The sequence below is a fragment of the Curtobacterium sp. PhB170 genome, assembly GCF_003752345.1.
GTDB lineage: Bacteria > Actinomycetota > Actinomycetes > Actinomycetales > Microbacteriaceae > Curtobacterium.
Window position 1 is genome coordinate 351,888 of sequence record NZ_RJUM01000010.1, and the last position, 23,600, is coordinate 375,487.

Sequence of the window (23,600 nt, forward strand, 5' to 3'; positions counted from 1 at the left end):
CCGGCGTGTTCCGCAATCCCTCCACAGAGTTATCCACAGGGCCGTTTGTTGGGGATAACTCTGCGGCCGTAGCTTGGCCCAGCGACTCGGGGATGTCAGTCGCTGGGGGTAGAAAGTCGTTGCAGGTGTCGGACCACTGTGTCCAGCCCTGCGTCGTTCAACAGAGGAGAGAGTGTGTCGATCGCGCATCTTGAGCCCGCACCGCAGGAGTACGCGGAGCGCGGCATGGAACGCACCCCGCCGCACGACCTGTTGGCCGAACAGTCGACCATCGGCGGCATGCTCCTGTCGAAGGACGCCGTCGCCGACGTCATCGAGACTGCTCGTGGCGTGGACTTCTACGTCCCCAAGCACGAGGTCATCTTCGACGCGATCCTGTCGCTCTACTCGCACGGCGAGCCCACCGACGTCATCGCCGTCACCGACGAGCTGACCAAGACCGGTCTGCTGTCCCGCGGTGGTGGCGCCGAGTACCTGCACAGCGTGACGAGCATGGTGCCGACCGCGGCCAACGCAGGGTACTACGCCGGCATCGTCGCTGAGAAGGCCGTGCTCCGTCGCCTCGTCGACGCCGGTACCCGCATCGTGCAGATGGGCTACGCGTCCGAGGGTGAGGTCACCGACCTCGTCAACAGCGCCCAGGCCGAGGTCTACAACGTCGCCGGCGGCGTGCAGACCGAGGACTACGTCCCCCTGACCGACGCCATCTCCGCCGCGCTCGATGAGATCGAGGCCGCCAAGGGCCGCGACGGCCAGATGACCGGCGTGCCGACCGGGTTCGCGCAGCTCGACGGCCTGACGAACGGCTTCCACCCCGGGCAGCTCATCATCGTCGCCGCTCGACCCGCCCTCGGTAAGTCGACCCTTGCGCTCGACCTGTGCCGCGCCGCCGCGATCAAGCACGACCAGACCGCCGCCTTCTTCTCGCTCGAGATGGGTCGCGCCGAGATCGCCATGCGTCTGTTGTCCGCTGAGACCAGCGTGCCCCTGCAGAACATGCGCAAGGGCACCGTGGACTCCCGCGACTGGACCACCATCGCGCAGACCCGCGGGCGCATCAACGACGCCCCGTTCTTCATCGACGACTCCCCCAACATGACGCTGGTCGAGATCCGCGCCAAGTGCCGTCGACTCAAGCAGCAGCACAACCTCAAGCTCGTCGTCATCGACTACCTGCAGCTGATGACCTCGGGCAAGAAGGTCGAGAGCCGCCAGCAAGAGGTCTCCGAGTTCTCACGTGCGCTGAAGCTGATGGCGAAGGAACTCCAGGTCCCCGTCATCGCGCTGTCCCAGCTGAACCGTGGTCCCGAGCAGCGCGCCGACAAGAAGCCGGCGATCTCCGACCTGCGTGAGTCCGGGTCGATCGAGCAGGACGCCGACATGGTCATCCTGCTGCACCGCGAGTCGGCGTACGAGAAGGACAACCCGCGGCAGGGTGAGGCCGACCTGATCGTGGCGAAGCACCGCAACGGTCCGACGGACACCATCACCGTGGCGTTCCACGGGATGTTCTCGCGGTTCGTGGACATGCCGCAGTAGGGCGGGTGTCGTCCCCCAGGTGACTGGTCCACCAGCCGCACATCAGACTTCCGAGACGCAGCCTTCGGCGCCGGATAGCGGGTGAGGTAGGAGCGCTCACTGCGCGCAGAGTCCCTCCGACCGGAGTCACGGAAGTGTAACGATGGGTCTACCCCTCCAACGGGGGGTCATAGGGTCGGTTCGTCGGCAACGTTGCTGACTACAACGGGACCGACCTCAGCGTCGGAGACAGGGGACCGAAGTATGAACCACTCACGAATCCGCCAGATGACCGCAGGGGGCGCCATCGCGGCGGCTGTGCTCGCTGGCTCACTCGTCGCAGCACCGGCGAACGCTGCGGCGTCCGACGATCCGCTCGCGGTCGTCCAGCAGCAGGGCCTGCTCGGTACGAGCGATTCCGCACCGACCGGAGCCGCTGCCCAGTCGAGGGTCCAGGTGGACTCTGCATCGCACGTCGCAGTCACCCCGGTCGTCCCCGGGGCTGCGACGGCCGATGCCGCCACCGGCTCGGACGTCTACCGCGGGGCCGACTTCGGGACGGTCACGGGCACCGGGGCGAACGGCACGAACGCCAGCTTCATCGTGATCAACAACGCGTCGGCGCCGACCGACTACGAGTTCGAGATCGGCTCCGAGACCGACACGCTCGCCCTCGTGGACGGCGGCAAGGTGCAGGTGAAGAACGCCAGCGGCGACGTCGTCAACTACCTCGAGACGCCGTGGGCGCACGACGCTGACGGCAAGCAACTCCCGACCACGTACACGGTCGTACCCGGCTCGAACGTCGTCACCCAGCACGTCGACACGACCGGGGCGGTGTTCCCGGTGACCGCCGACCCGTCGACGGGGTGCGGCGTCGGATGGTGCTCGGTGTACTTCAACCGCGCCGAGACGAAGGCGATCGCAGCGGGCGGACCTGCCGGGACGGCTGCGCTGACGGCAGGGTGCGCCCTCATCGGCACTCCCGTCGTCGGCGGTGTCTGCGCCCTCGTCAGCGGTGCGATCACCGCCTTCGCGCAGGGTGCGAACGCCAACGACAACTGCCTCGGTATCGTCGGGTACGGAGTCCCCGGGACTCCGCTCTCGGGTTGGAACCCGTTCGTTCTCGACAAGAGTGCCAGCCAGTGCAACTAGTGCAAGTAAGGACGGTCTGATGTCTCCTCGCAGCTACAAGATCACCCTCGCCGTCCTCGGCGTGGCCAGCCTCTTGCTCGTCCCGTTCCTCGCGCAAGGGATGCTGCCGGCAACCGTCGGCATGGTTGCCCTCGTCGTGGTCGTCGTCTGGGTGCTCTACGGCGTCGTGAACGCCAAGTTCACGCAGCGCTCCAGCCACAAGTAGGCACGTCGCGCCACAGAACGACCCTCAGCCGGTTGGCCGAGGGTCGTTCTGCTGTGGGCCGGGGTGCTGGGGCGAACCCGACCCACGCTGAGAGTTCACCGCCCGACTTGGCCACATGGCCAAGTCCGGCGGTACGGTCGGACCATGACCCTCCAGCAAGAGCACCGCAGCGTCGAGGAACGACGCGAGCAGCTCGTCGACGCCGCGATCGCCGTCCTGCGCGACGGCGGCATCAGCGCGGTGACCACCCGCGCGGTCACCGCCCGCGCTGGCCTGCCGCACGGCGCCTTCCACTACTGCTTCGCATCGAAGGCGCCGCTCTTCCGTGCCGTGCTCGAACGCCAGCTCCGCACGGCCATGGCGGTCGCGTTCGCACCGCCGGTCACGCGGCTCGACCTGGAGGCCCGGATCGCCTCCGGCCTGTCGGCCCACCTCGCGCAGACGCGCGACGATCCAGCGACCGCACTCGCCGTCGTCGAGCTGGTCACCCACTCACGGCGCGACCCCGACCTGCAGGACCTGGCCGCGTGGGAGCAGCACGCGTACCTCGACGCCGTCCGCGAGCAGGTCGACGAGTGGACCGCCGAGGACGGCATCCGCTGGGCAGTGCCGGTCGAGCACTTGGTCCGGCTGCTCATCGCGACCGCCGACGGCATCGGCTCGACGTGGCTCGCCGACCGGGACGACACAGCCGCACAGGCCACCGTCCGGGTCGCGGCACGGGCGATCGCTGCCCTGGCGGACGGGAGCGGAGCATGAGGTGGCTGTTCCTCGGGACCGCGATCGTCGCCGAGGTCACCGGAGCGCTCTCGATGCAGGCCGCGGTGGACCAGCCCGGGTGGTACGCGCTCGTCGTCGTGGGCTACGTCGCCGCGTTCGCGATGCTGATCCTGGTGCTGCGCGCGGGGATGGCGGTCGGGGTCGCCTACGGCATCTGGGGCGCCTCCGGCGTCGCCCTGACCGCGGTGCTCGCGGCCGTGCTGTTCGGGCAGGCACTCACGCTCACCATGGTCGCCGGCATCGTGCTCATCGCTGCCGGGGTGCTGCTGGTCGAGATCGGTTCGCAGCGAGCGCTCGCCGCACGGAAGCGCCAGACGCCAGAGCGCGAGGCGTTCTGATGGCCTGGGTCCTGCTCGCCGTCGCGATCGTCTCCGAGGTCGGTGCCACGATCAGCCTCAAGCTCGCCACCGACGGCAAGAAGGTGTTCTTCGTGCCCGTCGTCCTGGGGTACCTCGTCGCGTTCAGCCTGCTCGCCGTGGCGCTGACGCTCGGCCTGCCGATCGGTGTCGCCTACGGGATCTGGGCCGCGACCGGTGTCGCACTGACGGCGATCCTGGGCCGGGTGCTCTTCCGCGAACCCTTGACGGCGCTCATGCTCGGCGGGATCGCACTGATCATCGCCGGGGTCTTCCTCGTCGAGCTCGGACACTGACCGGGGGCTGCGTCGAAACCGAACCTGCGCCAGAATCGCACCATGACCGACAACCGTGACGACCAGCCGCGCGTGATCGCCGTGAGCCGGGACGACGTCCATCGGTTCAGCAAGCCCGTCGTCGACGAGGTGACCCTGGTCGAGGGCTGGGGCATCGAGGGCGACGCCCACGCCGGGACGACCGTCCAGCACCGTTCCCGCGTGGCACGTGACCCCTCGCAGCCGAACCTGCGGCAGGTCCACCTGCTCCACGCCGAGGTGTTCGACGAGGTCGCCGACGCCGGGTACCACCTCGAGCCGGGCCAGATGGGCGAGAACGTCACGACCCGCGGTGTCGACCTGCTCAGCCTGCCGACCGGGACCGTGCTGCACCTCGGCAACGAGGCGCGCGTCCGTGTGACAGGCCTGCGGAACCCGTGCCAGCAGATCAACGGGTTCGAACCGGGCCTGCTGCGCGAGGTGCTCGGCCGGGACGAGGACGGTGCGGTGGTGCGGAAGGGCGGCGTGATGAGCGTCGTCGTGACGGGTGGTGTCGTCCGGACGGGTGACCGCATCCGGGTCGAGCTCCCCATCGGCGAGCAGCAGGCGCTCCAGCCGGTCTGACGAGCGCTTACTCCCCGGCCGCCGCGGCCTGCTGGTACAGGCTCGTCGCCAGGTCGTTGAGCACTTCGTGCAGCTCGCCGCCGTGCGCGCCGTCGACCGCCCGGAGCATGGCCGCGTAGCGCTGCCGGTAGTCCGCGACGACCTCGTCGCCGGTCGGTAGCAGGCGCAGCAACGACCCACGCCGGTCGTTCGGGTTCGGCGCGCGCTCGAGCAGTCCGGCGGTGCTCATCCGGTCGATCATGTTCGTCACCGCGCCCGAGGTCAGGCCGAGGTACCCGGCGACCTCCGTCGGCGTGGAGTAGCCGGTGTCGCTGATGAGCACGAGTGCTCGCAGGGCGTTCTCGTGCACCCCGGCTCGTGCACTGAGCTGGTTCACCAGGCTCGCGTTCGCGCGCACGACAGCGGTGAACGCGGCCATCAGGTCGGCGGCGTCGTCATCGTGTGCGGCGGGGGTCACGGGGGAATCCTTCCATGTCGGGAACCCGGGGGACACGAGCGTCCCCCGCACTGGGGTAGGTGTGCGAGTGGCTAACTTGGTCAAGCAATGACTATCTTAATGATTGAAGCAAATCCGCCCGAGTGACTTGCTTCCCCCAACCACTGCGAACCACCGAACCGATGAGGTACACCGTGTCCACCAAGCTCCGCACCTCCGCGCTGAAGCGGATCCGTTTCGCCCCCGTGGCGCTCCTCGCCGGCATCTTCGCCGCCGTGCTCCTCTCCCTCTCGCTCACCGGCACCCTGTCCGGGTTCGCGGCGAGCATCACGAACAGCAGCAACACCGCCGCCAGCGGCACGCTGATCATGCAGGAGCAGAACGCCGGCGCGACCGTCACCTGCCTCAGCACCGACGGTGGCTCGGTCTCGACGAACTCCGCGACCTGCTCGACGATCAACAAGTTCGGCGGCAGCACGACGATGACGCCGGGCAACACGGTCAACACGGCGATCTCGATCAAGAACACCGGCACCGCGGCCGCGAGCACCTTCACCCTGACGCCGGGCAGCACGTGTACCCAGTCGAACAACGGCTCCTCGAACGGAACCGCGACCGACCTCTGCGCCAAGATGAACCTCGTCATCACCTCGGGCTCGACCACGGTCTTCAGTGGCACGCTCGCCAGCTTCAAGGGCGCCGCAGCGTCGGCCTTCACGATGCCCGCAGCTCCGGCCGCCGGCGCGTCGACGCCGTTCAACTTCGCGGTGACCCTCGACTCCTCGGCGGGCAACACCTACCAGGGCCTCGCAGCCTCGGTCCCCATGACCTGGACGTTCACGGCCTGATCCCGCTCCGGGCCGGCTCCCCCCAGCCGTCCCGGGACGTCCCGTGACCCCAGACCGGCGACGCTCGGCCGACCCCCCTCCGGCCGAGCGTCGCCACCCCCGTTCCACCAAGCGCAGCAAGCGCCGAGCCGAACCCCACCGAGCCGCAGGAGCACGACATGAGCCAGACCGCAGCGATCCCGCTCAGCGGCACGCTCGACCGTCCGGTCCTCCGCGGTCGCGCGGTCACCCGCTCCGAGACCGTCCTCGCCTGGTTGCTCGCCCTGGTCGCCGCCCTGCTGCTCACCGCCGCCGTCCTGTTCCTGTCGGCCGGTGGCCGCTGGTTCGTCGTCGAGACGCCCTCGATGGGTGAAGCAGCCCCGGTCGGCACCCTCGTACTCGACCTGCCGGTGGACGTCACCACCCTGCGCGTCGGCGACGTCGTCTCGTTCGAGACCTCCGCCAACCCGGACGTCGTCTACACGCACCGCATCATCGCGATCGACGCCGACGGCGGTCTGCACACCCGCGGCGACGTGAACGGCGCGGTCGACCCGTGGACGCTGTCACAGGCCGACGTGATCGGCACCCCGGCGCTCCTGGTCCCGCACCTCGGCTGGCTGTTCCGCGCCGCGCCGATCCTGCTCATCGGCACGCTGCTGATCCTGACCCTGACCAGTGCCTTCACCGACCGGGTCACCCGTACGTGCCTGCGGATCGCCGGCTCCGCCCTGACGGTCTCGTACGCCGCGTTCGTGCTCAAGCCGTTCGTCAACGTGACGACCATCACGAACACCTCGAGCCCGACGGGCGTCGAGGCCACCGTCATCTCGTCCGGCATCTTCCCGGTGCGCATCGACGCCCACGGCGGCAACACCGTGCACCTGGTCGACGGTGAGGTCGGCCGCGTGGTCATCCACGAACTCACGAAGAACGGGCACTACCAGCTGACCTCGAACATCGACCTCGACCCACTCGGGTGGGTGGCGCTGATCGCCGTGTGCCTGGTACCGCTCGTGGCCTGCTTGGCCGTCGGCCGCGTCGAGGCGGTGCGCGCATCGTGATCCTCCGTCGCCTGCGTGACGGCCGTGTCGTCGCCCTCCTGCTCGTGGTCGCCCTGGCCGTCGTCGTCCTGCTGAACCAGTTCGCGCTGACGCGCTCTGCCTACAGCGCCACCGTGCGGAACGACACGAACACCGCCGCGACCGCCCCGTACTTCACCTGCACGGGCGCCGTCGGAGCCGACACCGCGAACGCCCTGTTCGCGTACCGGCTCACTGAGTCGACGAACGCGAAGACCGCCACGGACTGGTCGGGCCGCGGCGTGATCGGCACCTACCAGGGCGCGATGACGGCGGTCACTCCCGACCCGAACGCCTGCCCGCGCGACACCGGCAGCGCCTACGTGCTGAACGGCTCGACGAGCTACGTCTCCACCTCGCGCTCGTACGCCAACCCGACCACCTTCAGCGAAGAGGTCTGGTTCAAGACCACGGTCGCCGGTGGACAGCTCATCGGCTTCGGCAGCAGTCAGACCGGCGGATCCGGGCAGCACGACCGCAAGCTCTACCTCAACACGAGCGGGCAGCTCGCGTTCGGGACGTACAGCGGCACGACCCAGGTCGTCTCGTCGCCGAAGGCCTACACCGACGGCGCGTGGCACCACGCCGTGACGACGATGTCACCGGCCAACGGCATGCGCCTGTACGTCGACGGCACGCTGGTCGCGTCGAACGCGACGTACAAGACGCCGGAGAACTACACCGGCTGGTTCCGGATCGGCTACGACACCATCGGCGGATGGCCGGGTTCGCCCGCCAATGCCTACTTCACCGGGTCCATGCGGTACGCGGCCGTCTACGGGACGGAACTGTCCGCGAGCCAGGTCGCCGCCCACGCAGCAGCCGGTCGCTGACGCGCCGCAGGGCGGACGGGAGGCCCGGGGCGGGCCTGCCACGGGCCTCCTGTCCGCCCGCGGTCGCGCCCACCCCGCCGCACCCCGCCGCGCGAGGTTCCGATATTTTGGAACCTCGCGCGCGCGCAGCGCCCCGATCGGAACCTCGGCGGCACGCGGGCGGGGTGTCGTGGAACCTCGCGTAGCCCGACACCGCCGCGAGCATTCCGTCAGGAACCGGGGCGGGCGCACCAACCCCCGGATTCGGCCTGCCGAATCCCTCTGATCAGGCCTTTTCGTACTCGGAACCGTGCCAGGATCGACAGGTCCTGAGACGTCGGCGTCTCCGTCCGACCGTCTCGAAAGGCGCCGCCCCCATGTCGTTCTGGGCTCTCTTCCTCATCGCGCTCGGCGTCTCCGCAGACGCCTTCGCCGTCGCCCTCGGCAAGGGCCTGCACATGAAGCGCTTCGACGTGCGGCACGCCCTCGTCATCGCGCTGGCGTTCGGTGCGTTCCAGGCGCTCATGCCCTTGCTCGGGTGGCTGCTCGGTTCGGCGTTCGCGCAGTACATCGCCGCCTTCGACCACTGGATCGCGTTCGGGCTGCTCGCGCTGATCGGCGGCAAGATGCTGTGGGAGGCGTTCTCGAAGCACGAGGACACCGCGCAGGACACCGACCGCCTGCCGATCCGTGAGCTCCTGGTCCTGGCGATCGCGACGAGCATCGACGCCCTCGCGGTCGGGGTCACGCTGGCGTTCCTGCCGGTGTCGATCGGCGGCGCGGTGCTGCTCATCGGTGTGACGACGGCGGTGTTGTCCTTCGCCGGCGTGGTCGTCGGGCGCCGTGTCGGAGCCCGGTTCGGCAAGCCGGCCGAGATCGCCGGCGGTGTCGTGCTCATCCTGATCGGCGTGAACATCGTGCTCGAGCACACGGGCGTCATCGGCTGAGGTCGGCGGTGTCGCGCCGCACACGCCTCCGCCACCCGGCGCATGATGAACGCATGTCCCGCATCCTCGTCACCGGATCGACCGACGGCCTCGGGCGGGCGACCGCCGACACCCTGCTCCGCGACGGGCACGACGTCGTCGTGCACGCCCGGAGCACGGCACGTGCGGACGCGGTCGCCGACCTGCTCGACCGTGGTGCCACGCTCGTCGTCGCCGATCTGTCCGACCGCGACGCCGTGATCGCCGCCGCGCGCGACCTCGACGCCGACGACCCGATCGACGCGGTCGTGCACAACGCCGGCGTGATCTCCGGCCGTGCGCTGATCCCGGTCAACGTCGTCGCGCCGTACCTGTTCACCGCGCTGCTCCACGTGCCGACCCGGCACGTGTACCTGAGCAGTGGGATGCACCGCGGCGGCCGCCCCCGACTGGACGCCGTCGACTGGGACGGCATCGCGGAGACGAACACGTACTCGGACACCAAGCTCTTCGTGACCGCGCTCGCCGCCGAGGTCGCCGAGCGCCGGCCCGGTGTCCTGAGCAACGCCGTCGACCCGGGCTGGGTCCCGACCAAGATGGGCGGCGCGGGGGCGTCGGACGACCTCGAGCTCGGGCACCGCACGCAGGAGGCCCTCGTGACCGACCCCGACGCAACCACCAGCGGTAGTTACTGGTTCCACGGACAGCGGCAGGAGCCGCACCAGGCGGTCGCTGACCCGCAGTTCCGCCGCCAACTCGTCGACGCCCTGGCGACGGCGACGGGCATCACCCTCTGAAGCAGGACAGGAGCACCATGTCGACGGTCAGGGTCCACAACTTCGCGATCTCGCTCGACGGGTACGGCGCCGGAGCCGACCAGTCGGTCGACCGGCCGTTCGGGCACGCCGACGGTCGACTCATGGGGTGGTTCGCCGCCACCGCCACCTTCCGTGCGATGCAGGGCGCGTCCGGTGGGACCACCGATGTCGACGACGAGTTCGCACGCGCCTGGGGACCGGAGATCGGTGTCGAGATCATGGGGCGGAACAAGTTCGGACCCCAGCGCGGACCGTGGCCCGACGACGGCTGGACCGGGTGGTGGGGCGACGAACCGCCGTTCCACACGCCCGTGTTCGTGCTCACGCACCACCCGCGCGAGCCCCTCGAGATGGCGGGCGGGACGACCTTCCACTTCATCGACGCGACCCCGGCGGAAGCGCTCGAGCTCGCCCGCCAGGCCGCACCGGGCCGCGACGTCCGGATCGGCGGCGGGGTCGAGACCGTCCGCGAGTTCCTGCAGGCCGACCTCGTCGATCACCTGCACCTGGTCGAGGTGCCGATCGTGCTCGGCCGGGGCGAGCGGCTCTGGGACGGACTCGAGGGGATCGAGGAGCGCTTCGCCGTCGAGACGGTCGCGTCGCCGTCGGGCGTCGTGCACCGCACGTTCACGCGGGCGGCGCGCTGACCGCCGGGGGCACTGAGCGCACCGACGTGCGAAAGGGAGGCGCGGTGCCAGGCCGCCACGGGCCTCCCGTCCGCACTGCGCGCCACGTCGACGGCCGCCGGCCGGGTCCCGGGGTTCTCCTGCGGATGGCAGGATGGGTCGACCCCATCGCCGACCAGATCCGGAGTGTGCACGTGACACAGGTCCCAGGTCGGCGTGAGCGGAACCGGCAGGACAAGCTCGACCGGATCACGGCTGCTGCCGGCGAGTTGTTCGCCGAGCACGGCGTCGACGACGTGACGACCCAGCAGATCGCGGAGCGCGCGGACATCGGAGCCGGCACGCTCTTCCTGTACGCGAAGACCAAGGGCGAGTTGCTGCTGCTGGTGCAGAACGCGAAGTACGACGAGGCGCTCGAACAGGGCCGTCGAGCTGCTGAGGCGACCGACGACGTGCTCGATGCGGTGCTCGCGCTCGTGACGCCGATCGTCGCCTGCAACCGGGTGCAGGTGTCCAACGGGCGGACCTACCTGCGGGAGATGGCCTTCGGGGACCCTGGCGAGCCGCACCATGCGCGAGCGCTCGCGATCTCGGGGATGACCGAGCAGGCGATCGCGGAGATCCTGATCGACCGCGGACGTCTCGACGACGCACGGGCCGCGACGCTCGCGCACGTGGTCTCGGCGGTGGTGTTCGTCACCATGGTGTCGCACGTCGACCCCGAGACCAGCGTGGCGAGCGTCGTCGAGTCGATCCGGGCGCAGCTCGAGGCGGTCCTGCCGCACTGAGCCGGACTCCCGTCAGGCGACGGCGACGACGGTCTTGCCGCGCACGCGGCTCGTCCCGATCGACACGAGCGCTTCGGGGGTCTGGTCGAAGGCGAACGTGGCGCCGACCACCGGGCGGATCGCGCCGGCCTGCACGAGGTCGGCGATCTGCTGCAACTGCCCGCCGTCGGCACGCATGAACAGGAACTCGTAGGTGACCCCGAGTCGCTTCGCCTGCGCGCGGACCCCGCGGCTGATGCCGGCGATGACCATGCGGATCACCGGGCCCAGCCCGGCCTCCTTCGCGAACGCGGGGTCGGGGGTGCCGTTGATGCTCACGACCTTGCCGCCGGGGCGCAGCACGCGCAGGGACTTGTCGAGGTTCTCGCCGCCCAGGCTGTCGAGGACGAAGTCGTAGTCGGACAGTTCCTGCTCGAAGTCCTGGGTTCGGTGGTCGACCACCACGTCGGCACCGAGCTCGCGGACGAAGTCGGCGTTGGCGGCCGACGCCGTGGTGGCGACGTGGGCACCGAGGTGCTTGGCGAGCTGGATCGCGATCGTCCCCACGCCACCGGAGCCCGCGTGGACGAGTACCTTCGTGCCCGGTCCGACCCTGCCCTTCTCGACGAGCGCCTGCCACGCGGTCAGGGCGACGAGCGGCATCGAGGCAGCCTCGGCTGCGCTCACGTTCGACGGCGCGCGGGCCACGTCGGCTTCGTCGACGGCGATGCGCTCGGCGAACGTGCCGATGCGGTGGTCACGGGGGCGGGCGAAGACCTCGTCGCCGGGCTTGATCCGTCGGACGCCTGCGCCGACCGCCATCACGGTGCCGGCGACGTCGTGGCCGAGGACGAGCGGGGTCTTGTACGGCAGGATCAGCTTGAACTCGCCCTGGCGGATCTTCTCGTCGAGCTGGTTCAGGCCGGCGGCGGCGACGGCCACGAGGACGTCGTGGTCACCGACGACCGGTTCGGGGACCTCGGTCTCGCGGAGGGGCTGCTTGTACTGGTCGAACGCGAAGGCGTGCATGGTGGTGCTCCTGAAGGATCGATGAGAAGACTCAATTCTGAGTGCACTCAGTAAACGATGTCAATCGGTCGACCCTGGGCCACCCGCACGAAGAGGGACTACCGTCGACCGCAGGTGACCCAGGCCCCCGGCTGCCGGCACGATCTCTTCGTCCGATGCCGACCGGAACAGGCCATGTCCTCCTCGCAGTTGAACGTCCCACCAGCCCCCACTGGTGCGTCCCTGCACGAGTCGACGAGCTGGACGGCCCTCGACGGCGAACTCTGGGAAGCCCACGCCGGCCCGTTCCACATCGGCACCGTCGAGTTCACCGCCCGCTACGAGGTGCGCCTGCGCTCCGGCGAGGTCATCGGCGAGCACACCAGCTTGGAGAGCGCGAAGGCGCAGCTCGAGTCGTGGACGCGGTGGAACCTCGGCGGGCGGCCGTGGTCGCCCGTGCTGGCTGACTGATCAGTCCATCGCGTCGTCGTAGATCCCGATCAGACGGTCCAGAAACGCCTGCACCGTGGCGCGTTCGTTGTCGTCCATGTCGGCGACGACGTCCTCGATGCCCTCGATCAACGGGAGCACCAGGTCGTACGCACGATCGGACGACCGCTCGGCTGCGGTCACAACGAGCTTCCGGCCGTCGCTGGGGTGCCGCTCGCGCGTGACGTGGCCGGCGGACTCGAGTCGGTTGAGCACGAGGGTCATGGCGGCGGTGGAGATCTCCAGTCGCCGCGCGAGCTCGGTCGGGGTGGACCGTCCGTGGGTGATGAGGTGGTCCATCGCCTCGAGCCCGGCCGCGTCGACGTCGAGCGCCCGGGCGAGGTGTCGCTCGAACCGCTGCTGCCGCACCCCGACCTGCTGCACCCGGGCGCGGATGTCGTCGTCGGGCAGCGGTCGTCCGTCCCGACGGGCGGCTTCGCGGTCGCGTCGGTCGTCGCGGTCGCTCCGGGCGTCGCGGTCTCGTCGTCCGTCGGTGGGCGCTGTCGGTTCGTCGTGCGGCACGAGGTCGATGGTAGTCGTGTAGATTGCCAATCTCATTGGTAATCAAGATTCGAGGCAACATGTCGACCGACCGCAAGCGCGTCCTCATCTCCGGTGCGAGCATCGCCGGACCCGCCCTGGCCTACTGGCTGCACCGGTACGGGTACGACACGACGATCGTCGAGCGCGCGCCGGAACTCCGGACCGGCGGCCAGAACGTCGACGTGCGGGGCGCCGGGCGCGAGGTCTCGCGGCGGATGGGGATCGAAGACGACATCCGTGCCGCCACGACCGGTGAGGTCGGCACGCGGTTCATCGGCCGCTCCGGTTCGGTCATCGCGGAGTTCCCGGCCGGAACCACGGACTCGGGCGGCGCCACGGCGGAGCTCGAGATCCTGCGCGGTGACCTCGCGCAGCTGCTCGTCAGCCGGACCGCCGACACCACCGAGTACCGGTTCGGCGACCGCATCACCGGCATCGCGGACAACGACGGCGGCGCCGGCGTGACCGTGCAGTTCGAGCACGCCTCCGACGAGCGGTTCGACCTGGTGGTGGCGGCGGACGGCGTCGGGTCGAGCACCCGGCGACTGGTCTTCGGCGACGAGCCCGAGATCCGGTCCCTCGGCCTCGAGACGTCCTACGCGACGATCCCCCGCACCGACGCCGACGACGACTGGTGGCGCTGGTACAACGCACCGGGTGGCCGATCGGTCACGCTGCGGCCGGACCCGCACGGCACGATCCGGGCGACACTGTCGTTCGTGACCGACCGGACACGGGAGCGCGCCGGATCCGAGCGACGATCGATCGAGGAGCAGCGCCGACGACTGCACGAGGTGTTCGCGGGCGCCGGCTGGGAAGCACGTCGTGTGCTCGCGGGCATCGACGCCGCCGACGATCTGTACTCCGAGTCGATCGGGCAGGTCCGCGCGCCGCGGTGGTCCGAGGGTCGGGTCGCGCTCGTGGGCGACGCCGCGTACTGCGCCTCGCCGGTCAGCGGCATGGGCACGAGCCTGTCGCTCACCGGGGCGTACGTGTTGGCCGGTGAACTCGCCGCACACGTCGACCACCGCGATGCCTTCCGCGGCTACGAGCGCATCATGCGGCCGTACGTCACGCAGGCGCAGCAGCTACCGCCGGGGGTGCCGCGGGTCGCGAACCCGAAGAGCCGACTCGGGATCGCTGCGTTCGGTGCTGCGGTCCGGGTCGCCTCCACCCCGTTCATCGGTCGGCTCGGGGACCGGTTCTTCACGCCGCCGGCGGACGCGATCGACCTGCCGGACTACTCGCACCTGGGCTGACGTGCCACCTACAGGAGCCCGGTCAGGACGCCGCCGTCCGCCCGGATCGCGGCGCCGTTCGTCGCGGAGGACAGCGGGCTCGCGAGGTAGGTGACGAGCGCCGCGATCTCGGCCGGGTCGATGAAGCGCTCGAGCAGGCTGGTCCGGTTCTGACCGATGATCGCGGCCCGCATCGCCTCGACCGGAAGAGCCTGCGCCTCGGCGATCGCCTCGACCGTCGTCGCGACACCGTCGGAGTACGTCGGACCACCGAGGACGGTGTTGATCGTGACCGAGGTCCCACGTGTCTGCTTCGCGAGTCCGTTCGCGAGCGCGATCACCGCGGCCTTGGTCACTCCGTAGTGCACCATGTCCGCGGGGACGTTCACGCCGGACTCGCTCCCGATGAACACGATGCGACCCCACCCGCGTTCGAGCATCCCGCCGAGCAGGTGCCGCGACAGGCGAACCCCGCTCATCACGTTGACCTCGAAGTACCGGGACCAGTCCTCGTCGGCGATCGACTCGAAGGCGGCGAGGCCGAAGAGTCCGACGTTGTTGACGAGGACGTCGACGTCGTCGAGGGACCCGAGCAGTCGGGTGACTTCGCCCGGGTCTCCGAAGTTGGCCGCGATCCCGGACACCGTGGCTCCCGGCTGGTCGCGCCGCAGGCGATCGACGGCTGCCTCGACCCGGGCGTCCTCCCGGCCGTTGACGATCACGCGCATGCCCTCCGCTGCGAGTGCGGAGGCGATCGCGTACCCGATTCCCTGCGTCGATCCGCTGATGAACGCCGTTCTGCCCTGGAGCTGCAGGTCCATGGATCCTCCTTCTTCGTCCCGCGTCGCTCGACCCGGTGACTTGCCTGAGCAAGTAACCGTACGGTGGTTTACTTGCTCAGGCAAGTCACGGGCCGTAGGATGCCTCAATGGCACTGCCCGACGAACCACACGGCCTGCACGGCGAACGACTCGAGATCTGGGCAGCGGTGGCGACGATTCTCGAACGGCTCCCGGTCGCTCTAGACGCTCAACTCCAACGAGACAGCGGCCTCACGCACTTCGAACTCGGGGTCCTCACCGCCCTCGACGCCGCGCCGGACAGGACCCTGCGGATGAGCACGCTCGCCGGGTACGCGAGCTCGACGCTCTCGCGGCTGTCCCGCGCGGTGACGCGGCTCGAGGCGAAGGGGTGGACGCGCCGTGTGGTCGACCCGACGGACGGCCGCTTCACCCTCGCGGTCTTGACGAACGACGGGCACGGCAAGGTCCTCGAGTCGACGCCCGCGCACCATGCCCTGGTCGAGCGCCTGGTCTTCGACACGCTCACCGAGACCCAGACGCGGCAGCTCAGGGTCATCGCGCGGAGCATCGGCGACGCGGTGGACGCTGCTCCGGCGTGGACGCCGCCTGCGACGCGCTGATCTGACCGCGCGGCGGTCGAGGAGCCGATTCCGCGACGCTGGCGGCGCTCTGGTCGTGACCAGGCGGCCGACGGGAGGCACGGTGCGGGCGCGCACCGTGCCTCCCGTCCGTTCTGGCGTTCCGTCTCAGGCCGCGACCGCTCCGTCTGCCGGCTCGCGCAGCGCCGGGCAGTGCTCGGCAGTCGGGTGCTCGCTGATGGCGATGACCTCGTCGAGCCGGCCACGCGCGGCCTCGAGCTCCGCCATCTGCGCCGTGATCCGGTCGCGCTCGGCGACGAGCAGCGCGAACGACTCCGGCGTCGCGTGCCCGCTGTCCACGCAGGGCAACAGCTGCACGATGGTGCGGCTCGGCAGACCGGCGGCGAACAGCTGCTGCACGAGCTGGACGCGTTCGACCGCCGGGGCGTCGTAGACGCGCTGCCCACTGGTGGTCCGCGACGCGGTGAGCAGTCCTTGCTCTTCGTAGTACCGCAGCGAGCGCACGCTGGCGCCCGTCTCCGCGGCGAGGTCGCCGATCCGCATGCGGTCTCCGATCCGGGGCTTGCTCCTGACATGGATGTGAGGTCTTAGCGTAACCGAGCCGCTGCGGGAGACACCCGCGCGGCAGGAGGAGACACCATGGACATCGCTGGATCGGTCGCACTCGTCACCGGCTCGAACCGGGGCATCGGACGCCGCTTCGCCCTGCAGTTGCTGGAGCGCGGCGCCACCAAGGTCTACGCGACCGCACGCCGACCCGAGCTCGTGGACATCGAGGGCGTCGTGGCGCTGCCGCTCGACATCACCGACCAGGCGTCGGTCGAGGCGGCGGCCGCAGCCGCCGGCGACGTCACCCTGCTCGTGAACAACGCGGGCATCTCGACGACGGGCTCGCTGCTCACCGACGACCTGACGGACGCACGCCGCGAGATGGACACGCATTACTGGGGGAACCTCGCGATGATCCGGGCGTTCGCACCGGTGATCGAGCGGAACGGCGGTGGCGGCATCGTGAACGTCCTGTCCGCACTGTCCTGGTTCGTCTACCCGGGATCCGGCGCGTACGCGGCGGCGAAGGCCGCCGAGTGGAACCTGACGAACGCCGTCCGGTTAGAGCTCGCCGGCAAGGGGATCAGCGTGCAGGGGCTGCACCTCGGGGCGGCGGACACGGACATGATGGACGGCTACGAGGGGCCGAAGGTCGACCCGGCCGACGTGGCGCGGGCCGCGCTGGACGGCGTCGAGCGGGGTGCGGCCGAGGTCGTCGTCGACGAGTGGAGCAGCGCGGTGAAGGCGTCGCTGTCGCAGGACCCGTCGATGTTCTACGCGCGGTTCGCCTGAGCGAGGTGACGCCGGGGCGTGGTGGAGCCCCGGCGTCGGGCCGCGGCTGGGAGTGCTCACATCCGCGGGTCCCACACTGACGCCACGGTGTCGCCGTACCGAGTCCGAGATCCTCTCGAGCTCCCGCGGGGAGCCGCCAAGGGAGTCATCATGACGGATCAGTCCGAGGCGGCCTCGACGCCGCTCGCGCTCACGAGTGTGGTGGCCTCCGGCCTGCCCACCGAGCTCGGCAAGCCCACGGCGGCGAAGTACTACGACGTCCCGGCGGTGTTCAACCGCCGACCCGACGCAGCCGAGATGGCCGGCCTGCGCGGTGCCGACGGACACGCGCAGCTCGTCACGGCCGGCTACCCCGACGTCACGCTCGACGTGCAGGACCGTCGTCTCGTCATCGGCAACACGAACCTCGGACAGCTCGAACGCGGTCTCGCCACGGTGGTCGCGACGATCGTCGACGTCGTGAGCCGGGCGTCGCTGTTCGACAAGGAGCAGGTCCGTGACGCAGCCCGCATCGAGTTCGACGACCGCACCGCACGGGCCCGCGAGGTCACGCGGGCGGCGGAGCGGATCCACTTCGTGCCGGAGCCGTCGCGCGTCAGCGCGGGCTGACCGTGTCCGCGCGGGTCGACGTGCGCGGCGGGCGACGCCCGCGGGGCACTGCGCTAGCGTTGCACAACGCGGGGACCGGATCAGCCCCGCGTTCACGGACCCGGACGGTTTCCTCGCGATGAACGACTTCACGACGGCAGTCTCCGCACTGCAGGCCGCACCCGACGGCACCGACATGTGCCCGCCGTTCCTGACGACGCTGCCCGTGACCGGGGTCGGCATCTCCACCCTCGGCAACCCACTCGGGTCGGCGACGGTGTGCGCGAGCGACGCGCGCGCCGCGCGGATCGACGAGATCCAGTTCGACCTCGGCGAGGGCCCGTGCTGGCAGGCGCTGACGACCCGCCGCCCGGTCCTGGAGTCCGACCTGTCCGGCACGACGAACACCGACTGGCCGCTCGCGCTCGAGGAACTCCTCCGCGCCGGGGTCGGGGCGGTGTTCTCGTTCCCGATGCGCATCGGGACGATCCCCGTCGGCGCCGTCGACCTGTCCGTGGACAGCGAGCGCACCCTGACCGTGGGGCAGATCCGCGGCGCCGTGGAGCTCACCGAGGTCGCAGCCCGTCGGGTGCTCCGTAATGCCCTGCTCGCCGCGGCCGCCGACGGCCGCGCCGACATGGGCACCAGCCGCTACTCCCGACGAGAGGTGCACCAGGCGACCGGCATGGTCGCAGCACAGCTCGGGGTGGACGTCACCGACGCCCTCCTCGTGTTGCAGGCGCACGCCTTCGCCACCGAACGCACCGTCCGCGACGTCTCGAACGACGTCATCGCTCGCCGCATCGACCTCGCCCGGCCGTACGGTTCCGAGAACTGAGGAGCACGCACCATGGCACCGACCCGCGAGCGCCGGCTCATCGACACCTTCGTCACGCTGACCGACACGCTCGTCGACGAGTACGACGTCGTCGACCTCTTGCAGAACCTGGTCGACAGCGTCGTCGACATCTTCGACGCCTCGGCGGCCGGCATCCTGCTGGCCAACCAGCACCAGGAACTCGAGGTCGTGGCGTCGACCAGTGAGCGGTCCAGCTTCGTCGGACTCCTGCAGCTCGACGCCGGCGAAGGGCCGTGCGTGGAGTGCTTCGCGACCGGGCGTCCGGTGTCCGTGAGCGACCAGGCGGAGATGCAACGCCGGTGGCCGACGTTCGCCGCCGCGTCCGCCGAGTCGGGGTACGCGTCGGTGCACGCGATCCCGATGCGGTTGCGGGACACCACGCTCGGGTCGCTCAACCTGTTCCGCGAGACCGAGGGGGCGTTGAACCGCGACGACGCCCTGGCAGCACAGGCCCTGACCGACGTCGCGACCATCAGCATCCTGCAGCAGCGGACCCTGCAACACGCGGCGCTGACGCAGGCGCAGTTGCAGCGAGCCCTCGACAGCCGGGTCGTGATCGAGCAGGCCAAGGGGTTCGTGGCGTACACGCACTCGGTCGACACCGAGGCAGCGTTCGAACTGCTGCGGCAGTACGCGCGGTCGAACCAGGAGCGCCTCGCCGACGTCGCCCGAGCCATCGTCGAACGCCGCCTGGTCCTGCCCGCCTGATCCCGTGTGTCCCCGGTCCGGGCCGGCGTACGATCACGAGCAAGTCGTAGCCCCGGACCCCGGTTGCAGGCGCAGCACTGGATCCAGGAGGACACCATGGGCGACGAACTGGTCGTACCGACGGGCTACCGGAAGACCGAACGACGGTCGGCTCGGACCGACACCACCTCGACATACACCGCGCTGCTCGCGCAGGTCCGCACCGCTGGGCTGCTCGGCCGCCGCACGGGCTGGTACTGGGGCCTCATCGCGGTGCTCGCCGCGCTGCTCGGCGTCACCGGCGGGGCGTTCGCCGTGCTCGGCGGCTCCTGGTACCAGCTGATCGTGGCCGGAGTGCTGGGCGCCCTGTTCACGCAGTTCGCGTTCCTGTCGCACGAGGCCGCCCACCGACAGGTGTTCGCGTCGCACCACTGGAACGACCGGGCGGCCCGGTACGCCGGCACGTTCCTGACCGGCATCAGCTACGCGTGGTGGATGAACAAGCACACCCGGCATCACGCCAACCCGAACACCGTCGGCAAGGACCCCGACATCTCGTTCGACGCGATCTCGTTCCGGCCCGAGGACGCTGCCAGCCGGACCGGGTTCCTGCGCGTGCTCGTCCGCGTGCAGGGGTACGCGTTCTTCCCGATGCTCCTGGTCGAGGGCGTGAACCTGCACTGGCAGTCGATCCGCACGTACACGAGCCGTGGCCCGGTGAAGCGACGGTGGGCCGAGGGCTCCGTCTTCGTCGGCCGGTTCGTGCTCTACCTGGGGGTCGTGTTCTGGTTCCTGCCGGTCGGCATCGCCTTCGCGTTCCTCGGTGTGCAGCTCGCCGTATTCGGGTTCCTCATGGGGATCGCGTTCGCGCCGAACCACAAGGGCATGCCCGTCATCGAACCCGGCCGCCGCGTGGACTTCTTCTCACGCCAGGTCCTGACCTCGCGCGACATCGGCGGCGGCGCCTGGGTCGAGTACTTCATGGGCGGTCTGAACCACCAGGTCGAGCACCACCTGTTCCCGAGCATGGCCCGACCGAACCTGCGGGCCGCCCGGGACATGGTCCGGAAGTACTGCGCCGACCAGGGTGTACCGTACACCGAGACGACGCTGGTGCACTCCTACGTCATCGTGGTCCGGTACCTCAACGAGGTCGGCCTGGCGGCTCGCGACCCGTTCGCGTGCCCGATGGTCGAACGACTGCGCTGACGACCGCGGACTCAGACCGCGTCGGCGCGCAGGAAGTCCGCGATCGGGGTCGATCCCGAGTTGAACCGGATGGTGTTGCCGGCCGTGCCGGGGGTCTCGAGCACGTCGGCGATCACGTGTGCGACGTCGCCGCGCGGCACGTCGCTCGACGAGCCCGCCCAGTCGACCGAGCCGGTGGCCTCGTCGTCCGTCAGGGTGCTCGGCGCCACGATGGTCCACTGCAGCCCGGAGTCGCGCACCACGGCGTCGGCGACCGCCTTCGACTGCGCGTAGGCGAAGAAGTCGTTGTCCTGCGGTACCCCGTGGTCGAGCTGCGACCCGGACCACGACACCATGACGTAGCGGTCGACGCCGGCCTGCTTCGCGCCCTGCACCGACAGGATCGCGGCGTCGCGGTCGATCGCCCACGTGCGGTCGGCGGACCCGCCGCCGGCACCGGCGGACCACACGACGGCGTCGTGCCCGTGGACGAGCTCCGCGAAGTCGGTCAGGGACTGCTGCTGGATGTCCGCGACCCGGGGTTCGCCGCCGTGGGCACGGATCTCGTCGGACTGGTCCGCGTCGCGGATGACCGAGGTGACGGTGTGGCCGCGGTCGCTGAGGATGCGGGTGGTGAGGAGTGCGACCTTGCCGTGGCCGCCGAAGACGATGACGTTGCTCATGCGGCGGACGCTACTCGGGCCAGCTCAGTACCCGCAGTCCGTGAGGACCCTCGGAGCGCTCGCGGCCTGCGTGCGTACGGTCGGACCTGACCACGTCTGGAGACACGATGAGCACGCAGCACGAGCAGCACACCCTGGTCCGCACCCTGGTGCTCGGCATCCTGAGCGGCGGCCGCAGTGCCACCCCACTCGCGGTGCTGGCGCTGAACCACGACCGGTCCTCGTTGAAGGGGTCGTGGCAGGACTGGAAGGTCTTCAGCACCCCGCTCGGCCGCGGACTCCTCGTCGCCTCGGCCGTCGGTGAACTCATCGGCGACAAGCTGCCGATGACCCCGAACCGCATCTCCCCCGCCGGCCTGATCGGCCGCATCGGGTCCGGTGCGCTCGTCGGCGCAGCACTCGGCACGACCGGCAAGCGCGACCTGCGCATCGAGGGCGCGATCCTCGGCGGCGTCGGTGCGATCATCGGGTCGTTCGTCGGGTGGGGTGCCCGCAAGCTCGTCGGTGCCACCACCCGCCTGCCCGACCCGGTCGTGGCGCTCGCCGAGGACGCCGCGACCATCGCCGGCTCCGTGAAGGTCATCACCGCCGACTGATGCGCATCGTCGTCATCGGAGCCACCGGTCACATCGGCACGTTCCTCGTCCCCCGCCTCGTCCGCGCCGGTCACGAGGTCGTCGCCATCAGTCGCGGCACCAGCACCCCCTACGCCGACTCCCCCGAGTGGCAGCAGGTCGAACGCGTCACCGCGGACCGCGAGCAGGAGGACCGCGACGGCACGTTCGGAGCGCGGATCGCCGCGCTCGGCGCCGCCGCCGTCGTCGACCTCGTCTGCTTCACCGAGTCGTCCGCCGCCGCCCTCGTCGAAGCGCTCCGCGAAACGGGCACGCACCTCGTGCACTGCGGATCGATCTGGCGCGCGGGTGCATCCCGTGTGCTGCCGATCACCGAGGACGACTTCACGCCGCCCTTCGGCGACTACGGCGTGCAGAAGGACGCGATCGCCCGGATGCTCAAGAAAGAAACCGCGTCAGGGGGTTTGGCGACGACGACGCTGCACCCGGGTCACATCAGCGGCCCGGGCTGGGTGCCGATCGGTCCGCTCGGCAACCTCGACCCGTCGGTGCTGACGAGGCTGTCCGCCGGCGACGCGATCGAGGTCCCCGGCCTCGGTGCCGAGACCATGGCCCACGTGCACGCGGACGACGTCGCGCAGGCCTTCCAGCTCGCCGTCGAACACCGCGAGGCGGCGGTCGGCGAGGACTTCTTCATCACGGCCCCGACGGCGCTCACCGCGCGTGGGTACGCCCACCTGGCAGCGTCGTGGTTCGGACAGGAGGCCCGGCTCGAGTCCGTCAGCTGGGACCGGTTCCGCGAGACCACGACTCCAGAGCACGCTGGCGCCAGCTGGGAGCACCTGTCACGCAGCCAGGTGTTCAGCGTCGAGAAGGCCCGCCGTCTGCTCGGTTACGCGCCCGGGTTCACCGCCGAACAGACGGTGCTCGAAGCCGTCCGCTGGCAGGTCGACCACGACCAGCTCGAGGCCGCCGGCCCCCTCGTCGTCTGACAGACCGGCCGCGACCTCAGTCGGCAGGCGCGCCCTCGTTCACGGCGGCGAGCCCGTTGAGCGTCCGCGGGTAGCCGATCACGGGCACCAGGACGGTGAGCACGTCGAGCAGCTGCTGCCGGGTGTTCCCGACGTGCAGGTTGCCCGCGACGTGTCCCGTGACCTGCGCGTCCGCACCGCCGAGTGCGACGAGGACCGCGAACGTCAGCAGCTCACGCGTCGGCAGGTCGAGCCCGTCCCGTCCGACGGTGTCGCCGAAGCAGTTGCCGGACAGGAACCGCTGGAAGTGCACGGTGTCGTCGGCGGCGTTCTCGTACATCGCGTCGACACGTCCGGCGCCGACGACGGCGCTCTGGACCGCACGGCCCCGTTCGAGTCGGTCGCCGGGGGTGGTCGTCGACCGGCCCGGGAGCGGCAGCTCGACACCGCGCGCGATCAACACGTCGTTGGTGATCCTGAGGAAGTCCGAGGCGCGCGCGGACCCGACGTAGGCGACGGCCTGGTAGCCGATCTCCTTCGCCTCGACCGGGGTCAGTGACTCGTCGAGCGCGGTGCCGAGCAGCTGTCGGAAGGCGGTCTGCGCGCCGGCGGCGATCATCGCGCCGAGCTGCACGACCGCGCGGTCGTGGCTGTTGAGCGACGCGTGCTGCAGCGTCTCGTCCACGAAGTCGGCGTGGTACTGGGCGAACTCGGGGTCGGTCTCGGCGAACGTCATGCCCCCGACGCTACGACCGCCCCGCCGATCGAGGGAGGTAAGGGCCTCCCCCCTTTCGCCGTGGGGGACCGGCCTAGCGTGGCAG

Annotated in this window: 31 protein-coding genes; 24 read left to right on the plus strand and 7 right to left on the minus strand. The window is 70.2% G+C overall.

Features of this window, described 5'->3' with window-relative positions; translation table 11 throughout:
- The first annotated feature begins 174 nt into the window (after window positions 1-174).
- From dnaB to EDF40_RS09530, 7 genes are all read left to right on the plus strand, one after another.
- On the plus strand, window positions 175-1,539 hold the full coding sequence (gene dnaB, locus EDF40_RS09500; RefSeq protein WP_111083664.1) for a replicative DNA helicase: 1,365 nt from the start codon (window positions 175-177) through the stop codon (window positions 1,537-1,539).
- 267 nt (window positions 1,540-1,806) lie between these two features.
- The gene (locus EDF40_RS09505) at window positions 1,807-2,673 is read left to right on the plus strand and encodes a hypothetical protein (protein WP_123339333.1); all 867 of its coding nucleotides are present in this window, start codon (window positions 1,807-1,809) and stop codon (window positions 2,671-2,673) included.
- A 19-nt stretch (window positions 2,674-2,692) separates the two neighbouring features.
- Window positions 2,693-2,878, plus strand: a complete 186-nt coding sequence (locus EDF40_RS09510) for a hypothetical protein (protein ID WP_123339334.1) — start codon at window positions 2,693-2,695, stop codon at window positions 2,876-2,878.
- Between the two features lie 144 nt (window positions 2,879-3,022).
- Entirely contained in the window at window positions 3,023-3,637 is a 615-nt protein-coding gene (locus tag EDF40_RS09515) for a TetR/AcrR family transcriptional regulator (RefSeq protein ID WP_123339335.1), read from the plus strand.
- Window positions 3,634-3,996 (plus strand): multidrug efflux SMR transporter, encoded by a 363-nt coding sequence (locus tag EDF40_RS09520; RefSeq protein WP_123339336.1) that lies wholly within the window; start codon window positions 3,634-3,636, stop codon window positions 3,994-3,996. Before EDF40_RS09515 ends, EDF40_RS09520 begins: the two co-directional genes overlap by 4 nt.
- A complete protein-coding gene (locus tag EDF40_RS09525) occupies window positions 3,996-4,310 on the plus strand; it encodes a multidrug efflux SMR transporter (protein ID WP_123339337.1) in 315 nt (104 codons plus the stop codon). The genes EDF40_RS09520 and EDF40_RS09525 overlap by 1 nt, the downstream gene beginning before the upstream one ends.
- A gap of 42 nt (window positions 4,311-4,352) precedes the next feature.
- Entirely contained in the window at window positions 4,353-4,913 is a 561-nt protein-coding gene (locus tag EDF40_RS09530) for an MOSC domain-containing protein (RefSeq protein WP_123339338.1), read from the plus strand.
- Window positions 4,914-4,920: 7 nt separating this feature from the next.
- Here the strand turns inward: EDF40_RS09530 and EDF40_RS09535 are convergent, their stop codons facing one another.
- Entirely contained in the window at window positions 4,921-5,370 is a 450-nt protein-coding gene (locus EDF40_RS09535) for a MarR family winged helix-turn-helix transcriptional regulator (protein WP_123339339.1), read from the minus strand.
- A gap of 173 nt (window positions 5,371-5,543) precedes the next feature.
- On the opposite strand from EDF40_RS09535, the gene EDF40_RS09540 reads away from it, so the two are divergent.
- From EDF40_RS09540 to EDF40_RS09570, 7 genes are all read left to right on the plus strand, one after another.
- On the plus strand, window positions 5,544-6,197 hold the full coding sequence (locus EDF40_RS09540) for a hypothetical protein (protein ID WP_123293393.1): 654 nt from the start codon (window positions 5,544-5,546) through the stop codon (window positions 6,195-6,197).
- A 158-nt stretch (window positions 6,198-6,355) separates the two neighbouring features.
- The gene (locus EDF40_RS09545) at window positions 6,356-7,240 is read left to right on the plus strand and encodes a S26 family signal peptidase (RefSeq protein ID WP_123339340.1); all 885 of its coding nucleotides are present in this window, start codon (window positions 6,356-6,358) and stop codon (window positions 7,238-7,240) included.
- Window positions 7,237-8,091 (plus strand): LamG domain-containing protein, encoded by an 855-nt coding sequence (locus tag EDF40_RS09550; protein ID WP_123339341.1) that lies wholly within the window; start codon window positions 7,237-7,239, stop codon window positions 8,089-8,091. The genes EDF40_RS09545 and EDF40_RS09550 overlap by 4 nt, the downstream gene beginning before the upstream one ends.
- Window positions 8,092-8,447: 356 nt before the next feature.
- A complete protein-coding gene (locus tag EDF40_RS09555; protein WP_123339342.1) occupies window positions 8,448-9,017 on the plus strand; it encodes a manganese efflux pump MntP family protein in 570 nt (189 codons plus the stop codon).
- Between the two features lie 53 nt (window positions 9,018-9,070).
- On the plus strand, window positions 9,071-9,793 hold the full coding sequence (locus EDF40_RS09560) for an SDR family NAD(P)-dependent oxidoreductase (RefSeq protein WP_123339343.1): 723 nt from the start codon (window positions 9,071-9,073) through the stop codon (window positions 9,791-9,793).
- Window positions 9,794-9,810: 17 nt separating this feature from the next.
- Window positions 9,811-10,461, plus strand: a complete 651-nt coding sequence (locus tag EDF40_RS09565; RefSeq protein ID WP_123339344.1) for a dihydrofolate reductase family protein — start codon at window positions 9,811-9,813, stop codon at window positions 10,459-10,461.
- Between the two features lie 167 nt (window positions 10,462-10,628).
- Window positions 10,629-11,228: a TetR/AcrR family transcriptional regulator gene (locus tag EDF40_RS09570; RefSeq protein WP_260212661.1), complete on the plus strand. Its 600-nt coding sequence runs from the start codon at window positions 10,629-10,631 to the stop codon at window positions 11,226-11,228.
- 12 nt (window positions 11,229-11,240) lie between these two features.
- Here the strand turns inward: EDF40_RS09570 and EDF40_RS09575 are convergent, their stop codons facing one another.
- Window positions 11,241-12,236: an NADP-dependent oxidoreductase gene (locus EDF40_RS09575; RefSeq protein ID WP_123339346.1), complete on the minus strand. Its 996-nt coding sequence runs from the start codon at window positions 12,234-12,236 to the stop codon at window positions 11,241-11,243.
- 174 nt (window positions 12,237-12,410) lie between these two features.
- Between EDF40_RS09575 and EDF40_RS19205 the strand changes: the two genes are divergently transcribed.
- Window positions 12,411-12,686, plus strand: a complete 276-nt coding sequence (locus EDF40_RS19205) for a hypothetical protein (protein ID WP_185002942.1) — start codon at window positions 12,411-12,413, stop codon at window positions 12,684-12,686.
- Here EDF40_RS19205 and EDF40_RS09585 read toward each other — a convergent pair whose 3' ends face one another.
- On the minus strand, window positions 12,687-13,226 hold the full coding sequence (locus tag EDF40_RS09585) for a MarR family winged helix-turn-helix transcriptional regulator (protein WP_260212640.1): 540 nt from the start codon (window positions 13,224-13,226) through the stop codon (window positions 12,687-12,689).
- 59 nt (window positions 13,227-13,285) lie between these two features.
- Between EDF40_RS09585 and EDF40_RS09590 the strand changes: the two genes are divergently transcribed.
- Complete coding sequence (locus EDF40_RS09590) at window positions 13,286-14,506, plus strand: FAD-dependent monooxygenase (protein ID WP_123339348.1); 1,221 nt, start codon at window positions 13,286-13,288, stop codon at window positions 14,504-14,506.
- 8 nt (window positions 14,507-14,514) lie between these two features.
- Here EDF40_RS09590 and EDF40_RS09595 read toward each other — a convergent pair whose 3' ends face one another.
- Window positions 14,515-15,306: an SDR family NAD(P)-dependent oxidoreductase gene (locus EDF40_RS09595; RefSeq protein WP_123339349.1), complete on the minus strand. Its 792-nt coding sequence runs from the start codon at window positions 15,304-15,306 to the stop codon at window positions 14,515-14,517.
- A 107-nt stretch (window positions 15,307-15,413) separates the two neighbouring features.
- Here EDF40_RS09595 and EDF40_RS09600 point away from each other — a divergent pair, with 107 nt between their 5' ends.
- Window positions 15,414-15,908, plus strand: coding sequence for a MarR family winged helix-turn-helix transcriptional regulator (locus EDF40_RS09600; RefSeq protein WP_123339350.1), 495 nt, complete (start codon window positions 15,414-15,416; stop codon window positions 15,906-15,908).
- A gap of 126 nt (window positions 15,909-16,034) precedes the next feature.
- Here EDF40_RS09600 and EDF40_RS09605 read toward each other — a convergent pair whose 3' ends face one another.
- The gene (locus EDF40_RS09605; protein WP_123311419.1) at window positions 16,035-16,430 is read right to left on the minus strand and encodes a MerR family transcriptional regulator; all 396 of its coding nucleotides are present in this window, start codon (window positions 16,428-16,430) and stop codon (window positions 16,035-16,037) included.
- A 96-nt stretch (window positions 16,431-16,526) separates the two neighbouring features.
- On the opposite strand from EDF40_RS09605, the gene EDF40_RS09610 reads away from it, so the two are divergent.
- The 5 genes from EDF40_RS09610 to EDF40_RS09630 all read left to right on the plus strand — a co-directional run bounded on the left by EDF40_RS09610 (window position 16,527) and on the right by EDF40_RS09630 (window position 20,571).
- Window positions 16,527-17,228, plus strand: a complete 702-nt coding sequence (locus EDF40_RS09610; protein WP_123339351.1) for an SDR family oxidoreductase — start codon at window positions 16,527-16,529, stop codon at window positions 17,226-17,228.
- 150 nt (window positions 17,229-17,378) lie between these two features.
- The gene (locus tag EDF40_RS09615) at window positions 17,379-17,837 is read left to right on the plus strand and encodes a hypothetical protein (protein WP_123339352.1); all 459 of its coding nucleotides are present in this window, start codon (window positions 17,379-17,381) and stop codon (window positions 17,835-17,837) included.
- Between the two features lie 118 nt (window positions 17,838-17,955).
- Complete coding sequence (locus EDF40_RS09620; RefSeq protein ID WP_123339353.1) at window positions 17,956-18,654, plus strand: GAF and ANTAR domain-containing protein; 699 nt, start codon at window positions 17,956-17,958, stop codon at window positions 18,652-18,654.
- Between the two features lie 12 nt (window positions 18,655-18,666).
- The gene (locus tag EDF40_RS09625; protein WP_123339354.1) at window positions 18,667-19,383 is read left to right on the plus strand and encodes a GAF and ANTAR domain-containing protein; all 717 of its coding nucleotides are present in this window, start codon (window positions 18,667-18,669) and stop codon (window positions 19,381-19,383) included.
- A 96-nt stretch (window positions 19,384-19,479) separates the two neighbouring features.
- Window positions 19,480-20,571: an acyl-CoA desaturase gene (locus EDF40_RS09630; protein WP_123339544.1), complete on the plus strand. Its 1,092-nt coding sequence runs from the start codon at window positions 19,480-19,482 to the stop codon at window positions 20,569-20,571.
- A gap of 11 nt (window positions 20,572-20,582) precedes the next feature.
- Here the strand turns inward: EDF40_RS09630 and EDF40_RS09635 are convergent, their stop codons facing one another.
- Window positions 20,583-21,233 (minus strand): SDR family oxidoreductase, encoded by a 651-nt coding sequence (locus EDF40_RS09635; RefSeq protein ID WP_123339355.1) that lies wholly within the window; start codon window positions 21,231-21,233, stop codon window positions 20,583-20,585.
- 107 nt (window positions 21,234-21,340) lie between these two features.
- On the opposite strand from EDF40_RS09635, the gene EDF40_RS09640 reads away from it, so the two are divergent.
- Both EDF40_RS09640 and EDF40_RS09645 read left to right on the plus strand, forming a co-directional pair.
- Entirely contained in the window at window positions 21,341-21,829 is a 489-nt protein-coding gene (locus EDF40_RS09640) for a DUF4126 family protein (protein ID WP_123339356.1), read from the plus strand.
- Window positions 21,829-22,800: an NAD(P)-dependent oxidoreductase gene (locus tag EDF40_RS09645; protein ID WP_123339357.1), complete on the plus strand. Its 972-nt coding sequence runs from the start codon at window positions 21,829-21,831 to the stop codon at window positions 22,798-22,800. Before EDF40_RS09640 ends, EDF40_RS09645 begins: the two co-directional genes overlap by 1 nt.
- 16 nt (window positions 22,801-22,816) lie before the next feature.
- On the opposite strand, the gene EDF40_RS09650 is transcribed toward EDF40_RS09645, so the two are convergent.
- Complete coding sequence (locus EDF40_RS09650) at window positions 22,817-23,515, minus strand: carboxymuconolactone decarboxylase family protein (protein WP_123339358.1); 699 nt, start codon at window positions 23,513-23,515, stop codon at window positions 22,817-22,819.
- Window positions 23,516-23,600: the final 85 nt, after the last annotated feature.

Bases quoted from the DNA above. Each gene is read 5' to 3' on its own strand.
- EDF40_RS09610 (WP_123339351.1), top strand. From the start codon at position 16,527: ATGGACATCGCTGGATCGGTCGCACTCGTCACCGGCTCGAACCGGGGC.
- EDF40_RS09560 (WP_123339343.1), top strand. From the start codon at position 9,071: ATGTCCCGCATCCTCGTCACCGGATCGACCGACGGCCTCGGGCGGGCG.
- EDF40_RS09615 (WP_123339352.1), top strand. From the start codon at position 17,379: ATGACGGATCAGTCCGAGGCGGCCTCGACGCCGCTCGCGCTCACGAGT.
- EDF40_RS09645 (WP_123339357.1), top strand. From the start codon at position 21,829: ATGCGCATCGTCGTCATCGGAGCCACCGGTCACATCGGCACGTTCCTC.
- EDF40_RS09505 (WP_123339333.1), top strand. From the start codon at position 1,807: ATGACCGCAGGGGGCGCCATCGCGGCGGCTGTGCTCGCTGGCTCACTC.
- EDF40_RS09625 (WP_123339354.1), top strand. From the start codon at position 18,667: ATGGCACCGACCCGCGAGCGCCGGCTCATCGACACCTTCGTCACGCTG.
- EDF40_RS09635 (WP_123339355.1), bottom strand. From the start codon at position 21,233: ATGAGCAACGTCATCGTCTTCGGCGGCCACGGCAAGGTCGCACTCCTC.
- EDF40_RS09640 (WP_123339356.1), top strand. From the start codon at position 21,341: ATGAGCACGCAGCACGAGCAGCACACCCTGGTCCGCACCCTGGTGCTC.
- EDF40_RS09520 (WP_123339336.1), top strand. From the start codon at position 3,634: ATGAGGTGGCTGTTCCTCGGGACCGCGATCGTCGCCGAGGTCACCGGA.
- EDF40_RS09545 (WP_123339340.1), top strand. From the start codon at position 6,356: ATGAGCCAGACCGCAGCGATCCCGCTCAGCGGCACGCTCGACCGTCCG.
- EDF40_RS09595 (WP_123339349.1), bottom strand. From the start codon at position 15,306: ATGGACCTGCAGCTCCAGGGCAGAACGGCGTTCATCAGCGGATCGACG.
- EDF40_RS09565 (WP_123339344.1), top strand. From the start codon at position 9,811: ATGTCGACGGTCAGGGTCCACAACTTCGCGATCTCGCTCGACGGGTAC.
- EDF40_RS09525 (WP_123339337.1), top strand. From the start codon at position 3,996: ATGGCCTGGGTCCTGCTCGCCGTCGCGATCGTCTCCGAGGTCGGTGCC.
- EDF40_RS09630 (WP_123339544.1), top strand. From the start codon at position 19,480: ATGGGCGACGAACTGGTCGTACCGACGGGCTACCGGAAGACCGAACGA.
- EDF40_RS09530 (WP_123339338.1), top strand. From the start codon at position 4,353: ATGACCGACAACCGTGACGACCAGCCGCGCGTGATCGCCGTGAGCCGG.
- EDF40_RS09600 (WP_123339350.1), top strand. From the start codon at position 15,414: ATGGCACTGCCCGACGAACCACACGGCCTGCACGGCGAACGACTCGAG.
- EDF40_RS09605 (WP_123311419.1), bottom strand. From the start codon at position 16,430: ATGCGGATCGGCGACCTCGCCGCGGAGACGGGCGCCAGCGTGCGCTCG.
- EDF40_RS09575 (WP_123339346.1), bottom strand. From the start codon at position 12,236: ATGCACGCCTTCGCGTTCGACCAGTACAAGCAGCCCCTCCGCGAGACC.
- EDF40_RS09510 (WP_123339334.1), top strand. From the start codon at position 2,693: ATGTCTCCTCGCAGCTACAAGATCACCCTCGCCGTCCTCGGCGTGGCC.
- EDF40_RS09590 (WP_123339348.1), top strand. From the start codon at position 13,286: ATGTCGACCGACCGCAAGCGCGTCCTCATCTCCGGTGCGAGCATCGCC.
- EDF40_RS19205 (WP_185002942.1), top strand. From the start codon at position 12,411: ATGTCCTCCTCGCAGTTGAACGTCCCACCAGCCCCCACTGGTGCGTCC.
- EDF40_RS09620 (WP_123339353.1), top strand. From the start codon at position 17,956: ATGAACGACTTCACGACGGCAGTCTCCGCACTGCAGGCCGCACCCGAC.
- EDF40_RS09515 (WP_123339335.1), top strand. From the start codon at position 3,023: ATGACCCTCCAGCAAGAGCACCGCAGCGTCGAGGAACGACGCGAGCAG.
- EDF40_RS09650 (WP_123339358.1), bottom strand. From the start codon at position 23,515: ATGACGTTCGCCGAGACCGACCCCGAGTTCGCCCAGTACCACGCCGAC.
- EDF40_RS09555 (WP_123339342.1), top strand. From the start codon at position 8,448: ATGTCGTTCTGGGCTCTCTTCCTCATCGCGCTCGGCGTCTCCGCAGAC.